Raw genomic sequence first — 22,660 nt, forward strand, 5'->3', positions numbered from 1 at the left:
GGAGCCAACCTCATGAACCTGCTGGTCCCGTCTTCTCCGTTTCGTTTGCGCGCGCTGGTCAGCGGCGGCGCGGTGGTGTTCGCGATGCTCGCGGGCAATGCGGCGCACGCCGACACGACCGTCGTGATGGCGGTCGCGTCGAACTTCACGTCGCTCGATCCGTACGACGCCAATGACACGCTGTCGCAAGCCGTCTCCAAGTCGTTTTATCAAGGCCTGTTCGGTTTCGACAAGGACATGAAGCTGATCAACGTGCTGGCCGACAGCTACGAAGCGAGCCCGGATGCCACGGTCTACACGTTCAAGCTGCGTCACGGCGTGAAGTTCCAGGACGGCACCGACTTCAACGCCGCCGCAGTGAAAGCGAACTTCGATCGCGTGACCGATCCGGCGAACAAGTTGAAGCGCTACAACATGTTCAACCAGATCGATAAAACCGAGGTGGTTGATCCGTACACGGTGAAAATCACGCTGAAGGCGCCATTCTCGGCGTTCATCAACGTGCTGGCGCATCCTTCGGCGGTGATGATTTCGCCGGCCGCGTTGAAAAAATATGGTAAGGAGATCGCCTTCCACCCGGTTGGCACGGGTCCGTTCGAACTCGTGAAGTGGGACCCGGCCGGCGATCTGACGGTCAAAAAATTCGCCGGCTACTGGAAAAAGGGCTACCCGAAGGTCGACGCGATAGATTGGAAGCCGGTGGTCGACAACAATACGCGCGCGGCGTTGATGCGTACCGGCGAAGCCGATTTCGCGTTCCAGGTTCCGTTCGAACAGGCCGCGCAGTTGCAGTCGAACCCGAAAGTCGATCTGATCGCTTCGCCTTCGATCATCCAGCGCTACATCAGCCTGAACGTCAACCAGAAGCCATTTGACAACCCGAAGGTGCGCGAAGCACTGAACTACGCGATCAACAAGGATGCACTGACCAAAGTGGCGTTCGCCGGTTATGCGACGCCGGCCGACGGCGTCGTACCGCAAGGCGTCGACTACGCGGTAAAGCTTGGTCCCTGGCCGTATGATCCGGCGAAGGCGCGCGAACTGCTGAAGGAAGCGGGTTATCCGAACGGCTTCGAAACGACGCTGTGGTCAGCCTATAACTACTCGACCGCGCAGAAGGTGATCCAGTTCGTCCAGCAACAACTGTCGCAGGTCGGTATCAAGGCTCAGGTCGAAGCGCTTGAAGCCGGCCAGAGCGTGGCGCGGGTGGAGAGCGCGCAAGACCCGGCGACCGCGCCGGTGCGGATGTATTACATCGGCTGGTCAGCATCGACGGGCGAAGCGAACTGGGCGCTGTCGCCGCTGCTCGCCTCCGCGTCGTCCCCGCCCAGGCTGATGAATACCGCGTACTACAAGAACGACACGGTCGATAGCGATCTGTCGAAGGCGCTCCTGACCACGGACCGTACGCAGAAGACCGCTCTCTACACCGACGCGCAAAAGCGCATCTGGGCCGACGCGCCGTGGATCTTCCTCGTCAAGGAGAAGGTCGTGTACGCGCGCAGCAAACGTATGTCGGGCGCTTACGTCGCGCCGGACGGCTCGTTCAACTTCGACGAGATCGCGATCAAGTGACGAGGTAACGCACTGAACGTGCGAGCCGGCGCGCTGCTGTTGTCGTTGTTCCAGCAGCGCACCGGACCGCACGGTCGCGATACCGCCGCACACGATTCCTCGTTGCCCGCATCATTGCCGGATTGGGTTCCATGCTGAACTTCCTCGTCAAACGTCTCTCTGGCCTGCTGCCGACGCTCTTCATCGTCGCCGTGCTGGTCTTCCTGTTCGTGCATCTGCTGCCGGGCGATCCGGCGCGGCTCGCCGCCGGTCCCGAAGCGGACGAGGCGACCGTCGCGCTGGTGCGCGCCGACCTCGGTCTCGACCGGCCGATGCCGCAGCAGTTCGTCCACTTCTTCTGGCGCATCGCGCATGGCGACTTCGGTATCTCGACGCGCAGCAAGCGGCCGGTCAGCCAGGAAATCGCCGAGCGCTTCATGCCGACGCTGTGGCTCACGGTCGCGAGCATGGCATGGGCGGTCGTGATCGGCATGGCGCTCGGCATCGTCTCGGCGGTGTGGCGCAACCGCTGGCCCGACCGGCTCGGCATGACGCTCGCGGTGTCGGGCATTTCGTTTCCTGCGTTCGCGCTCGGCATGGTGCTGATGGAGATTTTCTCCGTGAAGCTCGGCTGGCTGCCGATCGTCGGCGACGGCTCGTGGCAGAGCTACGTGCTGCCGTCGCTCACTTTGGGCGCGGCCGTCGCGGCGGTGATGGCGCGCTTCACGCGGGCCTCGTTCGTCGAAGTGATGCACGAGGATTTCGTGCGCACCGCGCGCGCCAAGGGTGTGCCCGAGCGGCTCGTGATCGTCAAACATTGCCTGCGCAACGCGCTGATTCCCGTCATCACGATGATGGGGCTGCAATTCGGCTTTCTGCTGGGCGGCTCGATCGTCGTCGAAGTGGTGTTCAACTGGCCAGGGCTTGGACGCCTGCTGGTGGACGCCGTGTCGATGCGCGACTATCCGGTGATTCAGGCCGAAGTGCTGTTGTTCTCGCTTGAATTCATCATCATCAACCTGATCGTGGACGTGCTGTACGCCGTGATCAACCCGACCATCCGTTTCAAGTGAGGCCCGCATGAGCACGACCGCCACCGAGCCGAACGCGGCCATTGCCGCTCCCGCCGAACGCGCGATCCGCACCCCGTGGAGCGAGTTCTGGCGCAAATTCCGCAAGCAGCACGTGGCGCTCGCCGCCGGCATTTTCGTGCTGCTGCTGATCGTGGTCGCGATCGCCGCGCCGCATATCGTGCCGTACGACCCGGAGAATTTCTTCGACTACGACGCGTTGAACGCGGGGCCGTCCGCCGCGCACTGGTTCGGCGTCGATTCGCTGGGCCGCGATATTTTCAGCCGCATTCTCGTGGGTTCGCGCATTTCGCTCGAAGCGGGCTTTCTGTCCGTGGCGATCGGCGCGGTGATCGGCACGTTTTTCGGACTGATGGCCGGTTACTACGAAGGCTGGTGGGATCGCATCACGATGCGCGTGGCCGACGTGCTGTTCGCGTTCCCCGGCATTCTGCTGGCGATCGGCGTGGTGGCGATTCTCGGCAACGGCATGATCAACGTGATCTGTGCAGTGGCGATCTTCAGCATTCCCGCGTTTGCGCGGCTCGTGCGCGGCAATACGCTGATGCTCAAGCAGCTCACGTATATCGAAGCGGCGCGCAGCATCGGCGCATCGGACTGGACCATCATCGTGCGGCACATTTTGCCGGGCACGATATCGTCGGTGGTGGTGTACTTCACGATGCGTATCGGCACGTCGATCATCACGGCGGCGAGCCTGTCGTTCCTCGGCCTCGGCGCGCAACCGCCGACCCCCGAGTGGGGCGCGATGCTCAACGAAGCGCGCGCTGACATGGTCACCGCGCCGCACATCGCGCTGTTTCCGAGTCTCGCGATTTTCCTGACCGTGCTGGCGTTCAATCTGCTCGGCGACGGCTTGCGCGACGCGCTCGATCCGAAGCTCGACCGGCCATGAGCGCGGCCGATAATTCAGCGCTGCCCGCGCCGCATATCGGCACGTCGCCGAGCGGGCCGCTCGGCACGATCGCCGATGTTGCCGGCGTGACGGTTGGACATTGCACGCTCGATCAAGGCGTGTTGCAAACCGGCGTGACCGTGATTCGTCCGCATCAGGGCGATCCGTACCTCGACAAGGTGCCGGCGGCGGCGTCGGTGATCAACGGCTTCGGCAAGAGCATCGGGCTGGTGCAGGTCGACGAACTCGGCACGCTGGAAACGCCGATCGCGTTGACCAATACGTTCGGCGTCGCGGCGCTCGCGCAGGCGCAGATTCGTGCGGCGATCCGCGCGAATCCGCAGATCGGACGCGAGTGGTCGACGGTCAATCCGTTGGTGTTCGAATGCAATGACGGCTACCTGAACGACATCCAGGCGTTGGCCGTCACCGAGCGGCATTTCGACGACGCATTCGACAACGCCAGCACGCAGGTCGCGAGCGGCGCGGTCGGCGCGGGGCGGGGGATGTCGTGCTTCGATCTGAAGGGCGGCATCGGTAACGCGTCGCGCGTGGTCGACGTGGCGGGCAGTGGCTATACCGTCGGCGCGCTGGTGCTGGCGAACTTCGGGCGCCTGCCGATGCTGACGATCGACGGCACGCCGCTTGGCCGCGTGCTGGCCGAACGCGCACGCGCGGCACGAGCGGCACGACCGGCTGCCGAAGCAGCGGCAGCGGATGCTTCGGTCACGAAGCCCGAGCAAGGCTCGATCATCATGATCGTCGCCACCGATGCGCCGCTCGACGCGCGCCAGCTCAAGCGTCTCTCGTTGCGCGCCGCAGCCGGTCTCGCACGAACCGGCTCGGTCTACGGCCACGGCAGCGGCGACATCGCGCTGGCGTTTTCGACCGCCTACACGGTGCCGCACGCCGCCGACTTCATTACGCTGCCGCCGCTCATCGCCGACGCGCATCTGGACCCGCTGTTTCGCGCGTGCGCGGACAGCATCGAGCAGGCGATCGTCGATGCGTTGTGGAGCGCCGTTTCCGTGACGGGCCGCGACGGTCATCGGCGCTTGTCGCTGCACGACAGCCTGCCCGACCTCGCTCAACTACTGAAGTCCAAGTCCTGATGAAAGTCCTGATTTCCGCCGATATCGAAGGCGTGGCCGGCGTGTTTCATCCCGAGCAGACCCGCGCTGGCAACGGCGAATACGAAGCCGCGCGCCGCTGGATGACGCTCGAAGCGAACGCCGCGATCGAAGGCGCGTTCGACGGCGGCGCCACCGAGGTATGGGTGAACGACTCGCACGGCGGCTTTCGCAACCTGCTGCCTGATCTGCTCGATGCGCGCGCCGAGGTCGTGCTCGGCAAGCCGCGCATGCTTGGCATGATGGCCGGGCTCGAATACGGCGCGGCGCTGGTCTTCATGATCGGCTATCACGCGATGTCGCAAACGCGCGGCGTCCTGGCGCACACGATCAACAGCTTTGCTTTCGCGCGGGTGTCGTTCAACGGCGTCGAGGTTGGCGAGGCGGGCGTGTATGGCGCGCTGGCCGAAGAATATGGCGCACGCGTGGTGCTTTTATCCGGCGATGACATCTTTGCCGAAGAAACCGCGCTGCGTTTTCCGCACGCGCGTTTTGTCGTCACGAAGAGCGCGACCGGGCATGCGAGCGGCGTCACGCAATCGCCGGCGGCCGCGCGCGCGGCGATCGGAAGCGCCGCGCGAGAAGTGGTCCGGCAGCATGTCGCAGATGGTTATGCGCCGCACGCGACGCGGGCCGATGCGAAGCCGGTCGACTGCGAACTGCGCGTGCAGACCAGCGCGCTCGCCGATCTGTTTTGCCAATGGCCGACGCTCACGCGCGTCGACGCGGTGACGTTGCGCTTTAGCGCGGCGTCGGCGGAACATGCGGTGCGGATGCTGAACTGTCTGTCGGCGATGTCGTTCATGCTGCGATAGCGGCAGTGATCGCAGCAGGCGGGCGCTCGCCGTGTGGCTCGCCTGCGCGGTTATTCCACTACGCTTACAACTCGCCGCGAAGGAGCCCCCAGGCGACACGTTTTGCGCGGAAGCTGTACTCTCTGGCATTCCAGAGGCACCGTCTTTTCACTGAGCGGGGTACAGCATGGGTAAGCAGACTATTGCGGATTATCTGGCCAAAACACTGGCGGCAGCGGACGTCGAACGGATCTGGGGCGTGACGGGCGACAGCCTGAACGGCTTGTCGGATAGCTTGCAACGGCTCGGCTCGATTCGCTGGATGCACACGCGTCATGAAGAAGTGGCGGCCTTCGCTGCCGGCGCCGATGCCGCCGCGACCGGCAAGCTCGCGGTCTGCGCAGGCAGTTGCGGTCCGGGCAATCTGCACCTGATCAACGGCCTGTATGACTGTCATCGCAATCATCAGCCCGTGCTCGCGATCGCCGCGCACATTCCATCCTCGGAAATCGGCCTCGGCTACTTTCAGGAAACCCATCCGCAAGAGTTGTTCAAGGAGTGCAGTCACTTTGTCGAGCTGGTGACGAATCCCTCGCAGTTTCCCCGCGTTCTGGCGCGCGCGATGCGTACCGCGATCGAGGAGCGGGGCGTCGCGGTGATCGTGCTGCCGGGCGATGTCGCGCTCGGCGACGCGCCCGAGGAAACGCCGGCGTGGGCCGGCACGCTGGAGCGTTCGACGCTGGTGCCGTCCGCGGCCGATCTCGACCGGCTCGCCGATCTGCTCAATCAGGCGGGCGGCGTGACGCTGCTGTGCGGCAGTGGCTGCGCGGGTGCGCACGACGAAGTGCTCGCCTTCGCCGACCAGCTCGGCGCGCCGACCGTGCATGCGCTGCGCGGCAAGCAATACGTCGAGTGGGACAACCCGTTCGACGTCGGCATGACCGGGCTGATCGGCTTCAGCTCCGGCTATCACGCGATGATGTCGTGCGACACCCTCGTCATGCTCGGCACCGACTTTCCGTATCGCAACTTTTATCCGTCGCATGGGAACGTGGTGCAGATCGACCGGCGCGGCTCCGCACTCGGCAAGCGCGCGCCGTTGAAGCTCGGTCTCGTCGGCGACGTCAAGGCGACCTTGCAGGCGCTGTTGCCGAGGCTCAAGCGCAAGACCGACCGGCGCTTCCTCGACAACGCGCGCAAGCATTACGCGGACACGCGCAAGGGGCTCGACGATCTCGCGCGGCCGTCGGATCCGGGGCGCGCGATTCATCCGCAGTACCTCACCAGCATCGTCGACAAAGTCGCCAACGAAGACGCGGTGTTCTGCGCCGACGTCGGCACGCCGACGCTGTGGGCCGCACGCTATCTGACCATGAACGGTCGGCGCAGCCTGCACGGGTCGTTCAACCACGGTTCGATGGCGAATGCGATGCCGCAGGCGCTCGGCGCGCAAGCGGCCGAGCCGGGCCGCCAGGTGATTTCGCTGTCGGGCGACGGCGGGCTGTCGATGCTGCTCGGCGATCTGCTCACCGCGCGTCAGCTCGATCTGCCGATCAAGGTCGTGGTGTTCAACAACAGCACGCTCGGCTTCGTCGCCATGGAGATGAAGGCGGGCGGCTACCTTGAAGCCGGCACAGATCTCGCCGCGACCGACTTCGCGGCGATTGCGCGAGGCGCGGGAATCTACGGAGTCCGTATCGAGCACTCGGAGAATATCGAACCGGCGTTGCGTGAGGCGTTCGCGCATCCGGGGCCGGCGGTGATCGACGTGGTGACCGCGAAGCACGAGCTTGCGTTGCCGCCGAAGATTCAGTGGGCGCAGGCGAAGGGCTTCAGCCTGTACATGCTGCGGGCGGTGCTTAATGGGCGAGGGGATGAGGTCGTCGAACTGGCGACCACCAATCTGCGCTGAACGCTGAAGTGGACTGATGCGCGTTCGAAGGTGCGCTCAGTAGTGCGAGTGGATGCGCGCCGACGATCGCTGATGATCGCCGACATGCGCGCGCATCCCCACCCGTCACGCTACTGCTGCCGGCTCAACTCACGCGCCGCGCGGTCGATCACATCGGCAATCGCGCCCGCATGCGACACCGGCGCGAGGTGGCTCGACGCCATCGGCACGACTTTCGCGCCCATCCGGTCAGCCATGAATTTCTGCACTTCCGGCGACACCGCGCGGTCCTTGGTCGTCAGCACGTACCACGACGGCTTTTCCTTCCAGGCGACCTGGCTCACTGTCTCGCTGAACGCCTTCTCGGAGATCGGCGCTTGCGCGGCGGAGAGCACGCGCGTCACGTTCTCGGGCACGTCCGCAGCGAAGTCGGCGTGATAGCGGCCACGGTCGAGCCACAGAAAGCCGCTCGAGTCCGTAATCATGGCCTGGCCCGCGGGCATCGGCGGGGCACGCTTGAGCAGGTCCATCGCCGACTCGCGCAGCGTCGGCGCGATCGCGGCGACAAACACGAGGCCCGCGACGTTCGGCGCGTTCGCGCCCACTTCGGTGATCACGACGCCGCCCCACGAGTGGCCGACCAGGATGGTGGGACCCTCCTGGCGCGCGAGCACGCGGCGGGTCGCGGCGACATCGTCGGCGAGCGACGTGAGCGGGATCTGCACCGAGCTCACGTGATAGCCCTTTTGTTGCAATTTCGCGACCACGCCGTTCCAGCTCGACCCGTCGACGAACGCGCCGTGAACCAGCATGACGTTGCGCACCGGGCCGCTCATCGGCGCAGCGGAGGCCTTGGGAGTCACGGCCATTGGCGCTGCGGGTGCGGCGGCCGGCGCCGTGGCGGCAGGAGCGGGCGTCGGCGCCTCGGGCGCGCTGGCTTGTGCGGCGGGCTCGTCGGCCGGTGCGGACGCGGGCGCCGCCGTTTGCGCGACGGCGGCCACCCCCACGAAGCAGAGAGATACAGCAGCGGCGCAAAGCAAACGTTTGAGCAACATATCGAATCTCCGCAGGCTGAAACCGAACTAGGGAACATACCGAAGCGCCACGCGAGTGACAATCACAATCCTCGCCGTTAAGTGCGGCGCAGAACCAACGCGGGTTGATCCCAGTATTTAGGCCATTTCGGCTGAGGTAAAGTCATCGGTTTTGCCGGGCCGGGCCACAAGTCCGACTGGGTGTTCGATATCCATACACTGGAGCGCAATTTGAATAGTGCACAGCACCAAGACGGCCTGAAGCGCGGGCTGAAGAATCGCCACATCCAGTTGATCGCGCTGGGCGGCGCCATCGGCACGGGCCTCTTTCTCGGCTCCGCGAGCGTGTTGCAGGCGGCCGGGCCGTCGATGATTCTCGGCTACGCGATCGGCGGCATCATCGCCTTCATGATCATGCGGCAGTTGGGCGAGATGGTCGCGCAGGAACCGGTCGCCGGTTCATTCAGCCACTTCGCCTACAAATACTGGGGCGATTTCCCCGGCTTCCTGTCCGGCTGGAATTATTGGGTGCTGTACGTGCTCGTGAGCATGGCCGAGCTGACCGCGGTCGGCACCTATGTGCATTACTGGTGGCCGGGCGTGCCGACGTGGGTGTCGGCGCTGGTGTGCTTCGCCGGCATCAACGCGATCAATCTCGCCAACGTCAAAGCCTACGGCGAAACCGAGTTCTGGTTCTCGATCATCAAGGTGGTGGCGGTGATCGGCATGATCGTGTTCGGCGGCTATCTGCTGATCAGCGGGCACGGCGGCCCGCAGGCGTCGATCACCAACCTGTGGAGTCATGGCGGCTTTTTCCCGCACGGCTTCCACGGCCTCTTCATGATGCTCGCGGTGATCATGTTTTCGTTCGGCGGGCTGGAGCTGATCGGCATTACCGCCGCTGAGGCCGCCGATCCGCAGAAGAGCATTCCGAAGGCGGTGAATCAGGTGATCTACCGGATTCTGATTTTCTACATCTGCTCGCTGGCGGTGCTGCTGTCGCTGTATCCGTGGAACGAGGTCGCTGCGGGCGGCAGCCCGTTCGTGATGATCTTCTCGCAGATCGGTTCGACGCTGACCGCGAACGTCCTCAACGTGGTGGTGCTGACGGCGGCGCTGTCGGTGTACAACAGCGGCGTGTATGCGAACAGTCGCATGCTCTATGGTCTCGCGGAGCAGGGCAATGCGCCGCGCGCGCTGATGAAGGTCGACCGGCGCGGCGTGCCGTACATGGCGATCGGTTTGTCGGCGCTCGCGACGTTCACCTGCGTGATCATCAACTACCTGATCCCGGCCGAAGCGCTCGGCCTGCTGATGGCGCTGGTGGTCGCGGCACTGGTGCTGAACTGGGCGCTGATCAGCCTGACGCATCTGAAGTCGCGCAAGGCGATGGTGGCGGCGGGCCAGACGCTGGTGTTCAAGTCGTTCTGGTTTCCGGTCAGCAACTGGATCTGCCTCGCGTTCATGGCGCTGATCCTCGTGATTCTGGCGATGACGCCGGGGCTGTCGATGTCGGTGTTGCTCGTGCCGCTGTGGCTGGTGGTGATGTGGGGCGGCTATGTGTTCAAGCGTCGGCGCGCGCAAACGCAGGGTGGCGTGCAAGTGACGGGGCGATAAGGATGTGGCGAGGCGGCGTGGGCGGCGGGTTTTGCGCTCACGCTGCCTGGTCTGGCGCGAGGCAGCCTGGTTCGATGCGGTCTTGCGGGCCGCCGAATCCGGCCGCCCAGAAACGACAAACCCCGCAGGCAGCAAGCGCTGGCGGGGTTCGAGGAAAAGCAAAACAACCGGTCAATCGAATTCTTTGGTGCCCAGGGCCGGAATCGAACCGGCACGCCTTGCGGCGGGGGATTTTGAGTCCCCTGCGTCTACCAATTTCACCACCTGGGCAGATCTTGCAGCGTGCGCGTCAGAACATGGCGCGCCGCGAAGACGCAGATTATGGCCGAAAATTCGACGACGGGCAAGCCACTTGCTTGCCTCCGCCGCGAAGCGCCTAGACAGTGCGGGAAAACCGTTCGAGGGTCTGCTGGCCGAGATAGCGGTCGAACACCATCGCGATGTTGCGCACCAGCATGCGTCCGGCCATCTGCACTTCGAGCTTGCCGGCGCTGATCGACACCAGACCGTCCTGCTCGAAGCCGCGCAAGCGCTCCAGTTCCGGCGCGAACGTTTCGGCGAAACGCAGCCCGTAAGCGGCTTCGAATTCATCGAAGCGCAATTCCAGGTTGCACATCACCTGCGTGATCACGTCGCGGCGCAGGCGGTCGTCGGCGGTGAGGCGAAGGCCGCGCGTGATCGCTAGCTGGCCCGCGTCGATCGCCGCCGCATAGCCGGGCAGGTCTTTCGCGTTCTGCGCGTACACGTCGCCGACCTTGCCGATCGACGACGCGCCGAACCCGATCAGATCGCATTCCGCGCGCGTGCTATAGCCCTGGAAGTTGCGCTGCAAAGTGCGTTGCGCTTGTGCGCGCGCGAGTTCGTCGGTAGGCAGCGCGAAGTGATCCATGCCGATGTACACATAGCCCGCGCCCGTCAGGCGCTCGACCACCCGTTGCAGCAGCGCGAGCCGCTGCTCAGGCGAGGGCAGCGTGGCGGGGTCCATCTGACGCTGCATCTTGAAGAGCTGCGGCATGTGCGCGTAGGCGAACACCGACAGACGGTCGGGCGCGAGTTCGATCATCGTGTCGAGCGTGCGGCTGAAGCTGTCGACGGTTTGATGCGGCAGGCCGTAGATCAGATCGACCCCGATCGAATGAAAGCCGGTGTCGCGCGCGGCCTGCATCACCGAGGTGGTCATCCCGAGCGGCTGAATGCGGTTGATCGCCTGCTGCACGACCGGATCGAAGTCCTGCACGCCGAGACTCATCCGGTTGAAGCCGAGTTTGCGCAGATGCGCGACGGTGTCGGGCGACGCTTCGCGCGGGTCGACTTCGATCGAATATTCGGCTTCGGCATCGGGCAGCAACGTGAAGTGCTCCCGCGTGGCGGCCATCAGCTCAGCCATTTCGTCGTGCGACAGGAACGTCGGCGTGCCGCCGCCCCAATGCAGTTGCGACACCGGACGCTGCTTGTCGAAGCACGCGGCCTGCAACGCTATCTCGCGCTTCAGTCGATCGAGGTATGGACGCGCGTGCGCGCGGTTTTTCGTCGCGACCTTGTTGCAGCCGCAGTAGAAACACACGGTGTCGCAAAAGGGAATGTGGAAGTACAGGGAGAGATCGGTGCCGGACGCACCCGGGTCGGCGGCGGCGCGCAGATAGTCGGCGGGGTCGAAGTTGTCGCGGAACTGTAGCGCGGTCGGATAGGACGTATACCGTGGACCGTTCGCGCTGTATCTGGCGAGCAGGTCGGGACGGAATAGCGTGTTGGCGACGGTGGTCATGAGGGGCTCGGGTCGGTTGGCCACAGTGGCGCAGGGGGTCGCCGCTGGTGGCCTTTCGGAGCCTTCAAGTTTAAGAGTGCGACCCACGGCCGGATTGCGTAAAAAGGTCGCACGGAATGCGGGTGGCACAATGCGGGTCTGATAATGCGTTGCCCGTTTTCGGGATCAGGAAGAGTGTCGTGAGTGATGTGCAGAAAAGCGTGCGCGAGAGTGCGCGGACAAACTTGCCAAACGGCGTCGTGAAGCGTGAGCCGCCGTTTCACGTGGCCGATCATGCGTGCCGCCCAGATTGCGGCGCGTGCTGTATCGCGCCGTCGATTTCGAGCCCCATTCCGGGCATGCCGGATGGCAAGCCGGCGGGCGTGCGCTGCGTGCAACTCGGCGACGACCTGCGCTGCGCGATCTTCGGCCGGCCGGAGCGGCCGGCGTGCTGTTCTGGCCTGCAGCCGCAAACCGAAATGTGCGGGACGAACCGCGCCGAAGCGCTCGCATGGCTGACGCAACTCGAAGTTCAAACTCAGCCGCAAGCGGCCGCGCGGTAGTCCCGCGGTGGTCTCGCAGTAGTCCTATAGCGCTTTAAGCCCGTTAAGTTAATGACCTTTGCCACGCGCGCCAGTCCAACCCGCATCGGCCAAACCTCGAGCCAGCCCACCCGTGTGCTCGACAAGGCTTTCCCAGGAGATCTCGCATGACTCGACCCGCAGCGCCGGCCCGGCGCCGCTTTCTGAACGCCGCGCTGACCGGCTGTAGCGCGCTTGGCATCACCGTATCGCTGGCGGCCTGCGCGACGCCGATTTTTCCGTTCATTCCGTCGCACTACACGTTCTCGCAGCAGCAAGTGCAGGACGCTGTGCAGCGCAAATTCCCGTATCAGCGCACGGTCTCGCAAGTGTTCGATGTCGCGTTGACCAACCCCGTGGTCGGTTTTCTGCCGGACGCGAACCGCGTCTCGGTAAAGCTCGACGCGCGCTTTGCGAGCCCGTTCATGCCGCAGCCAGTCGACGGCGTGTTCACGCTGTCGAGCGAACTGGCCTACGACGCTGCCAGCCGTTCGGTCGTGCTCAAGTCGCCGAATGTCGACAACGTCAGCGTGAGCGGCCAGGCACAGGTCTACACGCAGCAGATCAGCGCGGCCGCGGCGCTGCTCGCGACCCAATTGCTGACCAACTATCCGATCTACACGTTCAAGCCAGAACAACTGCAATTTGCCGGAGTGAATTATGAACCCGGTACAATCACAATCCTTTCAAACGGCATACGCGTTCAAATCGTCGAAAAATGACGGTGCGCGCGGCCGGCAGGGCCGCGAGCGCATGTGACTGTACGTGCCGGTCCTGTTCGTTCCGACAATCTACCGAGATGGGAAGCACGGATGGACTGGCTACTGGCTTGCAAGGCGCTGATTCTGGGCGTCGTCGAAGGTTTGACGGAGTTTTTGCCGGTGTCGAGCACCGGGCATCTGATCGTCGCTGGCAGTCTGCTGAATTTCACGGACGAACACGCGAAAACCTTCGACGTCGTGATCCAGCTTGGCGCGATTCTCGCCGTGTGCTGGGAGTTCCGCCGCCGCATCGGCAGCGTGGTGGCCGGCCTGCCAAGCCGGCCGGAGGCGCGCCGCTTCACGCTGAACGTGATCATCGCGACGATTCCGGCGGTCGTGCTCGGGCTGCTGTTCGAAAAATCCATCAAGGAAGTGCTGTTTTCGCCGGTGCCGGTGGCGCTCGCGCTCGTGGTCGGCGGCCTCGTGATTCTGTGGGCGGAGGCGCGCCAGCGGGCGCGCGGCGACGCGGTGGTGCGGGTGCGCGACGTGGACGACCTGAGCGCGCTGGATGCGCTGAAGGTGGGCCTCGCGCAGTGTTTCGCGCTGATTCCGGGTATGTCTCGCTCGGGCTCGACGATCATCGGCGGGATGCTGTTCGGGCTGGAGCGGCGCGTCGCCACGGAGTTTTCGTTTTTTCTCGCGATTCCTATCATCTTCGGCGCGACCGCTTACGAGTTGCTCAAGGACTGGCACCAGCTGTCCACCGACGCGCTCGGCAACTTCGCGATCGGCTTCGCGGCGGCCTTCGTCAGCGCTTTTATTTGCGTGCGCTGGCTGTTGCGCTACATCGCGTCGCACGACTTCACTGTGTTTGCGTGGTATCGGCTTGGCTTCGGGCTGTTGATCCTGCTGGTCGGCTATAGCGGCGCGTTGAGCTGGACCGACTGACGGCTCTCGTTGCGCCCGCGCCATGAAAAAAGGTCCGCGTTTGCGGACCTTTTTGCTATCGGCCAGCGGGCGCCCGGTGCGCGCTTTTTACGCCGCGCCACGTTTGCGGAACACCAGATCCCACACGCCGTGCCCGAGCCGCAGCCCACGGCGCTCGAACTTCGTCACCGGACGATACTCCGGGCGCGGCGCATAGTTGTCGGCGGTGTTCGCCAGCGCGGGCTCGGCGCCGAGCACTTCGAGCATCTGCTCGGCGTAGTTCTGCCAGTCGGTTGCGCAATGCAGATAGGCGCCGGGCTTCAGCCGCGACACCAGCAGCGCGACGAACTTCGGCTGGATCAGCCGGCGCTTGTGGTGACGCGCCTTGTGCCACGGGTCGGGGAAGAAGATGTGCACGCCGTCGAGGCTGTCCGGCGCGATCATCTGTTCGAGCACTTCGACCGCGTCGTGCTGAATGATGCGAATATTTGACAGCGAATGCTCGCTCATCAGCTTGAGCAACGCGCCCACACCGGGTTCGTGCACTTCGACGCCGAGGAAGTCGTCGCCCGGACGGTCCGACGCGATTTCCGCAGTCGTCGCGCCCATCCCGAAACCGATTTCCAATACGCGCGGCGCCACGCGGCCGAACACGGTGTCCCAGTCGGGCTGCTGCGGCGCGAAGGGCACCACGAAACGCGGGCCCAGTTCGTCCATTGCGCGGCGCTGGCCGGTCGACACGCGGCCGGCGCGCGTGACAAAGCTGCGGATGCGGCGACGGTGCAGGGCTTCCCGGGATGCTTGCTGGGGCGCGGCGTCGCCGGCGGGTTGGTCTTCGGCTCCGTTGGAGGGCGTTGGGAGTTCGTCCGGCAAGCCGGTGTCGTTTGGATCGTGGATCATCGTCGATGCTGCTGCTAGGGTGAGGGCTTTGCGGCTTGCGTGGTACGGCAACGCGACGGCCTGACCGCGCTGGCGCGGCGGCAGCCGCGAATCGTGCGCGCGGCAGGCAGACGCAGCTCGCTATGCCGAGCCGCCGCCGCTACAAAAAAGCCGCCTTCATGGAGGCGGCTCGTGCTGGATTTCCGCTGAAGGCTCAGCCGGAAGGTGGAGCGGGCGTTGCAAGTGCGCGTAAGGTAGCACAACCGAAAAGGGTGCGTCCAGACGAAGGGCGGTTGATGTGGCCGCGCAAATGGGTGTGGCGCGAGTGCGCGCGAACGCGACGGCGCTCGGGACATCTGGAAAGTGTGGATTTTTTGCAAACCGCCTGCGCGTGGTTGAACCGCGTGGTGCAGGCTGGAAAGTGTCTGGAGCGGGCGATGGGAATCGAACCCACGGCTCTAGCTTGGGAAGCTAGGGTATTACCATTATACGACGCCCGCAGAGCGCACAATTCTACTCGGGAAAGGGTGTTCAGCGCAAATCACACACCCTTCCCGCTCACGCATCACGTCATCAGATCACGAAGTAAGTCAGCTGAACGGCTGCGCGCGTGACCACCATCAACAGCACCTGCACGATCACGAACAGCAGAATCGGCGACAGGTCGATCCCGCCGAGTTGCGGCAACACGCGGCGCAGCGGATTCAGAAACGGCGCGGTCAGTTGATACAGAATCGGCATGGCCGGCGAGCGCGGATTGAGCCACGACAGGAGCGCCATCAGGATCGTCATCCAGATGATCAGATTCAGCGCCCACTTGATGAGCGTCAGCACGGCGACGATCAGCAGCGTCGGCAGCAGCGTGAGCGGATCGGCGCCGGTGAGGACCACCATCAGCACCACATAGACGATCGCCGCGAGCAGCGCCGCGACGAGGCTCGCCCAGTCGATGCTGCGCGTGCTCGGCAAGATGTGGCGCAGCGGCAGCACGATCCAGTTGGTGGCTTGCAGCACGGCATTCGTCACCGGATTGTAGGGCGGCATACGCACGACCTGCAGCCAGGCGCGCAGCAGCAACGCCGCGCCGAACAGCGTGAAGACGGTATTGAGCAGAAAACGGGCGATATCGCCAAACATCTCGTGTCCTTATGCTTCGGATGGCGGCCGCCGATCGGCCGCGGGTGCCGGCGTGGACCGATCGTGCGCGCCGGCGGTTCATTGGGATTGCATGCGCGTTTCGCGCGGTGATTCGGTGACGCGGCCTCGATCCGGATGCGATGGCTGCCTGAATGAGACGCCGCAGTTTCGCTTCCGTCTGCTCGTCATCACACGGAAATCTTGATCTCGCTGATCAGAATCGTGCCGTTGCCGCCGTCGGTGTAGTTGGGGATGTCGGCCATCAGCCGCTCGGAGGCCGGTTTGAAGACCTTATAGAAATCATCCGCGCTATCGAACAGGAAGTGCCCCGCGGCGACGTACGGCGGCGGCGTTCCCGGCGGCCCGGCATTGATGCCGACATCGACCGACCAGCCCTTCAGCGACGCCCCGAACAGCTTCGCCGCCAGCGGCATGTGCGTGACGCAGTAATACTCCACGTCGAAGTGCCCGTTTTCCCGATACGGATAGAGGATGCTGACCTTGATCATTGTGCGTTCTCGTCTGTTGGTCCCGATGCGCGGCGTTCGCGGATTGCGTGCGGCCGCCGGACGCCACATTATCACGGCTTACTTGACCCTTGCACCTGCTGCGGCCTGATTCAGCGACCGGTTGAGGGAATCCTCGACCGTCGCGAAAATCGCTTCGAGCGCGGCGGGCGGTGTTACCCGACGTTCGGCCAGTCCGACCGCGCGCCGCGACAACAGACCGTAGAGCGCCGCGTGATCGCCGCCGAGCCCTTCGAGCAGTGCCAACTGCTTGGCCACGACCCCCGTGTCGCCACGCGACACCGGGCCCGCGAGTGCGTTGGGCAAGCCCTTGTCACGGGCGGTTTCGATCGTGCCCGCGAGCATTGGCAGCAACGCGCGCAGCGCGTCGTCTTCGGCGAAACCGAGCGTGCGCCATAGCGCGACGCATTCGGCGAGGCTGCACAGCGCGAAGCTGGCCGCATAGTGCGCGGCGGCGTGATAGAGCATGCGGCCGCCCGCCGGAATCGACAGAGGATGGCAGCGCAACGCGACGGCCAGCGCCGTCAGCGTGTCCTTCAACGCGCCGTCGGCCTCGATCGTCACCGAGCAGCCGGCGATCCGCTCGAGGTCGGCGAGCTCTCCGCTAAAGAGGTACAGTGGATGAAAACCGCCGATCGATGCCCCCTGGTCGCGCGCCGGGGCCAGCAGCTCGACCGGCGAAGCGCCGCTGCAATGCACGAGCGCCTTGCCGTGCCGGCTGGCGGCGTCCGGGCCGAACCGCAGTGTGTGCGCTGACGTACCGATGCTGTCATCAGGAACCGCTAAAAACACGATGTCGGCGGCGTCGACGACCTGCTGCGGCTGGTCAGATGCCACGCAATGCTCGATTTGACTGGCAAGCCGGCCGGCCGAGGCCGACGAACGGCTCGCCACCGCCGTGACCGGGTAGCCGGCGCGTGAAAAGCTCAGCGCGAGACAACGCGCGAGTCGGCCCGCACCAATAAAGCCAAGGCGCGGCAAAGGGAACTGGGACATGATTGCCTGCTCCGGACGGAACATTTGAACGGGAAAGCAGAAGTATCGCGCATTCGGTGTCGGCGGCGTGATCCGGCTCGATTTTCCTGAGAACAGTTTGCGCCCGATATGGCGCATGCAGCCGGACATGCGGCGGCGCGTCGCCCGCAAGGTCAAAAGCTGCTCACAATCGGTCAAGACTCGTTTGGCAGTGGCTGTTTCTGGGTACTTCGTTACGCAGTCAGATTCGGGAGGTTCACGATGAGTATTTTTTCTTACCGAAAACATTTGCGGTTCCTGACACACGCACAGCGCCGCCGCTGGTGGGACCAGAAGAAACGCCTGACTCCGCGCGTTCGCATTAGCGGCGCGTACGTTCCGCCCAGCGTGTCGCGCGAATTTGCGTACGTGAAAGTCGGCTGAATCGGCTGCGTTCACTGGTGAGAGATGCCCGGCGATTCGCCGGGCATTTTTTATGGGCGGCTCGGTTGGGTTGTCAGCGCAACTGCCTTGTCAGTATTGAAGCTAATTTGTAATCAAAGATTACCGAAACGCGAAGCAAGAAATTCCACGCGCCGCACAAACCGGCGCTCGACGCGTTTCGACTCCGCCCAAACCCTTGTTCTTCAGTTCAAAACGCCGCCGCGGCGCGACCGGACGCGCTCGCGCGAAGGGGGGCTGAATGGCGGCCTATTGCCGCGCATTGCAATTTGCAACAAATGCGAACAGATATGCCCGGCCTTTTTCGATACATTGATTAAAGAGCATGCAAGGCATGCGCAGTCGGCGTCCTTGATAGGTCGCGCTAGGAGAATAAAGTGAAAAAGATCGTTCCGTTTGTCGTTGCTGCACTCGGCTTGGGACTCGCCGGGGTGGCAGAGGCACATGTTTCCGTCGGTATCGGCATCGGGGTTCCGGTCGCGCCAGCTTATCCGGTATATGCGGCGCCGCCGCCGGTCTATTACGCACCGCAGCCGGTTTATGCGCCGCCTGTCGTGTACGCGCCGCCTGTGGTAGTGGGTGGCTATTACGGCTACGGCCGTCCGTATCCGTATTATCGTCACGGCTATTACCGCGGCTATTACGGTCATGGTTATTACGGTCACGGTTATTACCGCCGCTAATCCCGGCAGTCAAAGCGTGATCGCCCGCGGCGTAACGCCGGCATGATTGCCGGGTTACGCCGTTTTTGTTTCCACGTTTGTTTTCATTCCTGCGCCCACATGCGCGGCGTTCCAAAGCATGGACGAAGCTGGGAGAATGGCTGTCTAGCCACCGCTCAGGAGAGTTTCGCCGATGCAAGCGCTTCCCGCTCCCACTTTCGACGACGTACTCGACGCCGCAGCGCGTCTCGAAGGCGTCGCCCACCGTACCCCCGTGCTGACCTCGAGCACATTCGACGAGCGCACGGGCGCGTCGGTCTTTTTCAAGTGTGAAAATTTCCAGCGCATGGGGGCGTTCAAGTTTCGCGGCGCCTATAACGCGATTTCACACTTCGACGCGGTGCAGCGCAAAGCGGGCGTGCTGACGTATTCGTCGGGCAATCATGCGCAGGCCATCGCGCTGTCGGCGCGCCTTGCCGGCATCCACGCGACGATCATCATGCCGCATGACGCCCCCGCGGCCAAAGTCGCGGCGACCAAGGGGTATGGCGGAGAAGTGATCACCTACGATCGCTATACCGAGAACCGCGAAGAGATCGGCCGGCGGCTTGCGCAAGAGCGCGGCATGACGCTGATTCCGCCGTACGACCATCCGCACGTGATCGCCGGGCAGGGCACCGCGGTGAAAGAGTTGATCGACGAAACCGGTCCGCTCGACACGCTCGTCGTGTGCCTGGGCGGCGGCGGATTGCTCGGCGGCAGCGCGTTGTCGGCGGCGGAATTGAGCCCGGCGTGCACGGTGATCGGCGTGGAGCCGGAAGCCGGCAACGACGGCCAGCAATCGCTCGCGCGCGGCGAGATCGTGCATATCGACACGCCGCGCACGATCGCTGACGGCGCGGCCTCCACGCATCTCGGCGATTACACGTTCGCGATCATCCGCGAGCGGGTGGCGCGGATCGAGACCGTCAACGACGAACAGTTGATCGACACGATGCGCTTTTTCGCGCAGCGCATGAAAATGGTGGTCGAGCCGACGGGTTGTCTCGCGGCGGCGGCGGTGCTCAACGGCATCGTGCCAGTGAGGGGCAAGCGGGTCGGCGTGGTGGTGAGCGGCGGCAACGTCGATCTGCCCAAGCTCGCACAGTATCTCGCCTGAGCGAACGGCGCGAACCCGATTGGAGAAAACGGCTTGCTCACGCAAGCCGTTTTTTTATCAGCTCGCCATCTGCGAGGTCTGCACGATCAGATCGCGATACCCGTTGACGATCACGCTATACGAGAAGTACGCAAACAGCAGCGCGGATAACACGTGGCAGGCGCGCAGCAAACCAGCGCCCGCGCGCTTGCGCCCGTGACTGCCGAGTCCGCAGATAAAGATGGTCCAGCACAGACCGCCGAGAAAAAATCCGCCGAGGAACACCAGCGCGGTTGTCGGGCTGGTGGCCCCCGCTTTCGCGATCAACGCGCCACCGACGGCCGCGAACCATAAAATCGCCGACGGCGACGACACGGCCAGCAGCACGCCACGCAAAAAACCGCGCCACGGCGACAGATGCGGCGCATCGGCGCCGCCTCCGCCTGCCACCGCCGGCGCGGCTGCCGGGAACATCGCTTCGCGCGCCATCTTCCAGGTCAGGAACAGCAGGATCGCCGCGCCGCCGATCCACACCACCCAGCGCACCGATTCGAACTGCAGCAGCGCGGCCATGCCCGCGAGCGCGAGCGCCGCGTAGATCAGATCACCGATGCAGGATCCGAGGCCGAGCCAGAAGCCCGGCTTGAAACCATGCGACAGCGTCAGCGAAATTATCGCGACGTTTACGAGACCGATGTCCAGGCACAGCGACAACGACAGAAAAAAAACCGTCCGACATCATTGAAAAGGCGTGCATCCGTGCAACTGCTCCATCTGTTTTTGTTGTTACGGCTCGCCTTACAGGCCCAACTCGTTCCACAAGGTATCGACGCGCTGCTTGACCGCGTCGTCCATCACGATCGGGCGGCCCCATTCGCGATCGGTTTCGCCGGGCCACTTGTTGGTCGCGTCGAGCCCCATCTTCGAGCCGAGGCCCGCCACGGGTGACGCGAAATCCAGATAGTCGATCGGCGTGCGATCCACCAGCACTGTGTCGCGCGCCGGATCGATGCGGGTGGTGATCGCCCAGATGACTTCCTTCCAGTCGCGGATATTGACGTCCTCGTCGACCACCACGATGAACTTCGTATACATGAACTGCCGCAGAAAGCTCCACACGCCGAACATCACGCGCTTGGCGTGGCCGGGGTAGCTCTTCTTCATCTGCACGATCGCCATGCGGTAGCTGCAGCCTTCGGGCGGCAGATAGAAATCGGTGATTTCGGTGAACTGCTTCTGCAACAGCGGCACGAACACCTCGTTGAGCGCGACGCCGAGCACGGCGGGCTCGTCGGGCGGTTTGCCGGTGTAAGTGGAGTGATAGATCGCGTCGCGCCGCATCGTGATGCGCTCGACGGTGAAGACCGGAAACCACTCCTGCTCGTTGTAGTAGCCGGTGTGGTCGCCGTACGGGCCTTCGAGCGCATGTTCGTACGCCGCCGACGCGCCCTTCACCGGTCGCGGCGGCGCGCCTGCGGGGGCGGGTGAGGGCGTGCCCTCCTGCGGATAGATGAAGCCTTCGAGCACGATTTCGGCGCGCGCGGGCACCTGCAGGCCGTCGACGCCCGGCGTGAGGCACTTCGCAAGCTCGGTGCGCGCGCCGCGCAGCAGGCCGGCGAACTGGTATTCGGACAGCGTGTCGGGCACCGGCGTGACCGCGCCGAGGATCGTCGCCGGATCGGCGCCGAGCACCACGGCCACCGGATACGGCTTGCCGGGGTTGCGCAGCGCGAATTCGCGGAAATCGAGCGCGCCGCCGCGATGCGCGAGCCAGCGCATGATCAGTTTGTTACGGCCGATCAATTGCTGGCGATATATTCCTAAATTTTGTCGGCTCTTATTCGGCCCTTTAGTGACGGTCAGGCCCCATGTGATCAGCGGGCCGGCATCGCCCGGCCAGCAGGTCTGGATTGGCAGCCTGGCGAGGTCGACGTCAGTGCCCTCCCAGACAATTTCCTGGCAGGGCGGCGCGTTCACCGTCTTGGGCGCCATGTCCCACACCGCCTTGGCCAGCGAAAACAGCTTGCCCGCGTCCTTGAGCCCCTTTGGCGGCTCCGGCTCCTTCAGCGCGGAGAGTAACCGGCCGACGTCGCGCAACGACTCCAGCGCCGCGCCGTCGCCTTCGCCGGCTTGCGCGTCGACACCCATGCCGAGCGCGACCCGGCGCGGCGTGCCGAACAGGTTGCCGAGCACCGGGAACCCATACTGCGCTTTGTTCTCGAACAACAACGCGGGGCCGCCGGCGCGCAGCACGCGGTCGCACACTTCGGTCATTTCCAGCCTGGGCGACACGGGTTGCGAGATACGGCGCAGTTCACCGATCGTTTCGAGGCGGCTGACGAAATCGCGCAGGTCTTTGTATTTCATCTGTTGCGGTTCAGTGCCGCGTCAGCGGCGAAAGGAAAGGGCGGGGCGGGTTGCCCGGCGCCAGCGGAATTGTCGATTTTACCTGCGTTGGCTAGCGCACGTAGATCGTCCAAATGATCTAGCCGGAACGGCGGAGTGCAGACCGCTCAAAAGGCGCATGCCGCGCGGTTTTCGACGAACTGAACACCGTTCATTATTACAAATAGTTATACTTTTGCTGTTTTATAGTGTTGACGATCTATAAAACCCTGCATAGAATCCGTTCACATTGGTTGCAGGGCATGAACCTTTTTACCATTGCCCCCGGTCCCATCTGACGCGACGCGTCACCGCTTTACCGCCCCCTGCACGGTATTTGACGGCTATTGAAGTTCTCACCAGCGCTTGTCGACGCTGGTATTTCGCGTGGGAGCCAACGCCAACATGCTCTTTTGGCATGGCGCGGGCCATTTCAAGATGGCTCCCCACAGACGGTATTTGCCGTTTTCCCGACGTCGCTGCTGCCCTAACCAGACAGAGCACGCGATGTCTTGACTCTGCGAACGTGTCGTGCCGCCGTTTTCATCTGTTGGCGG

At 64.0% G+C, this 22,660-nt stretch carries 19 protein-coding genes, 2 tRNA genes and 1 pseudogene; 12 read left to right on the forward strand and 10 right to left on the reverse strand.

Features of this window, described 5'->3' with window-relative positions:
• Positions 1-12 precede the first annotated feature (12 nt).
• From gsiB to poxB, 6 genes are all read left to right on the forward strand, one after another.
• The gene (gene gsiB / locus FVF58_RS41480; protein WP_149675439.1) at positions 13-1,575 is read left to right on the forward strand and encodes a glutathione ABC transporter substrate-binding protein GsiB; all 1,563 of its coding nucleotides are present in this window, start codon (positions 13-15) and stop codon (positions 1,573-1,575) included.
• Positions 1,576-1,706: 131 nt separating this feature from the next.
• Positions 1,707-2,627 (forward strand): glutathione ABC transporter permease GsiC, encoded by a 921-nt coding sequence (gsiC, locus tag FVF58_RS41485; RefSeq protein ID WP_149675440.1) that lies wholly within the window; start codon positions 1,707-1,709, stop codon positions 2,625-2,627.
• Positions 2,628-2,634: 7 nt separating this feature from the next.
• Complete coding sequence (gene gsiD / locus FVF58_RS41490) at positions 2,635-3,540, forward strand: glutathione ABC transporter permease GsiD (RefSeq protein ID WP_149675441.1); 906 nt, start codon at positions 2,635-2,637, stop codon at positions 3,538-3,540.
• Complete coding sequence (locus tag FVF58_RS41495; protein WP_149675442.1) at positions 3,537-4,652, forward strand: DmpA family aminopeptidase; 1,116 nt, start codon at positions 3,537-3,539, stop codon at positions 4,650-4,652. The genes gsiD and FVF58_RS41495 overlap by 4 nt, the downstream gene beginning before the upstream one ends.
• Positions 4,652-5,485, forward strand: a complete 834-nt coding sequence (locus FVF58_RS41500; protein ID WP_149675443.1) for a M55 family metallopeptidase — start codon at positions 4,652-4,654, stop codon at positions 5,483-5,485. The genes FVF58_RS41495 and FVF58_RS41500 overlap by 1 nt, the downstream gene beginning before the upstream one ends.
• A gap of 166 nt (positions 5,486-5,651) precedes the next feature.
• On the forward strand, positions 5,652-7,376 hold the full coding sequence (gene poxB / locus FVF58_RS41505; RefSeq protein ID WP_149675444.1) for a ubiquinone-dependent pyruvate dehydrogenase: 1,725 nt from the start codon (positions 5,652-5,654) through the stop codon (positions 7,374-7,376).
• 110 nt (positions 7,377-7,486) lie between these two features.
• Here the strand turns inward: poxB and FVF58_RS41510 are convergent, their stop codons facing one another.
• Entirely contained in the window at positions 7,487-8,410 is a 924-nt protein-coding gene (locus FVF58_RS41510; protein WP_149675445.1) for an alpha/beta fold hydrolase, read from the reverse strand.
• A gap of 210 nt (positions 8,411-8,620) precedes the next feature.
• On the opposite strand from FVF58_RS41510, the gene FVF58_RS41515 reads away from it, so the two are divergent.
• Positions 8,621-10,006, forward strand: a complete 1,386-nt coding sequence (locus FVF58_RS41515; RefSeq protein ID WP_149675446.1) for an amino acid permease — start codon at positions 8,621-8,623, stop codon at positions 10,004-10,006.
• Positions 10,007-10,191: 185 nt separating this feature from the next.
• Here the strand turns inward: FVF58_RS41515 and FVF58_RS41520 are convergent.
• Positions 10,192-10,276 (reverse strand) — tRNA-Leu (locus tag FVF58_RS41520).
• 106 nt (positions 10,277-10,382) lie between these two features.
• The gene (gene hemN, locus FVF58_RS41525) at positions 10,383-11,771 is read right to left on the reverse strand and encodes an oxygen-independent coproporphyrinogen III oxidase (protein ID WP_149675447.1); all 1,389 of its coding nucleotides are present in this window, start codon (positions 11,769-11,771) and stop codon (positions 10,383-10,385) included.
• A 263-nt stretch (positions 11,772-12,034) separates the two neighbouring features.
• On the opposite strand from hemN, the gene FVF58_RS41530 reads away from it, so the two are divergent.
• From FVF58_RS41530 to FVF58_RS41540, 3 genes are all read left to right on the forward strand, one after another.
• Entirely contained in the window at positions 12,035-12,313 is a 279-nt protein-coding gene (locus FVF58_RS41530; protein ID WP_149675481.1) for a YkgJ family cysteine cluster protein, read from the forward strand.
• A 146-nt stretch (positions 12,314-12,459) separates the two neighbouring features.
• Positions 12,460-13,053, forward strand: a complete 594-nt coding sequence (locus FVF58_RS41535) for a DUF1439 domain-containing protein (protein WP_149675448.1) — start codon at positions 12,460-12,462, stop codon at positions 13,051-13,053.
• Between the two features lie 90 nt (positions 13,054-13,143).
• The gene (locus tag FVF58_RS41540) at positions 13,144-13,980 is read left to right on the forward strand and encodes an undecaprenyl-diphosphate phosphatase (RefSeq protein ID WP_149675449.1); all 837 of its coding nucleotides are present in this window, start codon (positions 13,144-13,146) and stop codon (positions 13,978-13,980) included.
• An 87-nt stretch (positions 13,981-14,067) separates the two neighbouring features.
• Here FVF58_RS41540 and trmB read toward each other — a convergent pair whose 3' ends face one another.
• From trmB to FVF58_RS41565, 5 genes are all read right to left on the reverse strand, one after another.
• Positions 14,068-14,859, reverse strand: a complete 792-nt coding sequence (gene trmB / locus FVF58_RS41545; protein WP_149675450.1) for a tRNA (guanosine(46)-N7)-methyltransferase TrmB — start codon at positions 14,857-14,859, stop codon at positions 14,068-14,070.
• A 405-nt stretch (positions 14,860-15,264) separates the two neighbouring features.
• A tRNA-Gly gene (locus tag FVF58_RS41550) sits at positions 15,265-15,338 on the reverse strand.
• A 73-nt stretch (positions 15,339-15,411) separates the two neighbouring features.
• Positions 15,412-15,975 (reverse strand): YggT family protein, encoded by a 564-nt coding sequence (locus tag FVF58_RS41555; RefSeq protein ID WP_149675451.1) that lies wholly within the window; start codon positions 15,973-15,975, stop codon positions 15,412-15,414.
• 188 nt (positions 15,976-16,163) lie between these two features.
• Entirely contained in the window at positions 16,164-16,484 is a 321-nt protein-coding gene (locus tag FVF58_RS41560) for an EthD family reductase (protein ID WP_149675452.1), read from the reverse strand.
• 78 nt (positions 16,485-16,562) lie between these two features.
• Positions 16,563-17,498, reverse strand: coding sequence for a Rossmann-like and DUF2520 domain-containing protein (locus tag FVF58_RS41565; RefSeq protein WP_149675453.1), 936 nt, complete (start codon positions 17,496-17,498; stop codon positions 16,563-16,565).
• 797 nt (positions 17,499-18,295) lie between these two features.
• On the opposite strand from FVF58_RS41565, the gene FVF58_RS41570 reads away from it, so the two are divergent.
• Complete coding sequence (locus FVF58_RS41570) at positions 18,296-18,601, forward strand: hypothetical protein (RefSeq protein WP_149675454.1); 306 nt, start codon at positions 18,296-18,298, stop codon at positions 18,599-18,601.
• A gap of 172 nt (positions 18,602-18,773) precedes the next feature.
• Complete coding sequence (locus FVF58_RS41575; protein ID WP_149675455.1) at positions 18,774-19,739, forward strand: threo-3-hydroxy-L-aspartate ammonia-lyase; 966 nt, start codon at positions 18,774-18,776, stop codon at positions 19,737-19,739.
• Between the two features lie 57 nt (positions 19,740-19,796).
• Here the strand turns inward: FVF58_RS41575 and FVF58_RS41580 are convergent.
• Positions 19,797-20,475: pseudogene (locus tag FVF58_RS41580) on the reverse strand (LysE family translocator).
• Between the two features lie 41 nt (positions 20,476-20,516).
• Positions 20,517-22,085, reverse strand: a complete 1,569-nt coding sequence (locus FVF58_RS41585) for a UbiD family decarboxylase (protein WP_149675456.1) — start codon at positions 22,083-22,085, stop codon at positions 20,517-20,519.
• Positions 22,086-22,660 lie beyond the last annotated feature (575 nt).

The sequence above is a fragment of the Paraburkholderia panacisoli genome (assembly GCF_008369935.1).
GTDB lineage: Bacteria > Pseudomonadota > Gammaproteobacteria > Burkholderiales > Burkholderiaceae > Paraburkholderia > Paraburkholderia panacisoli.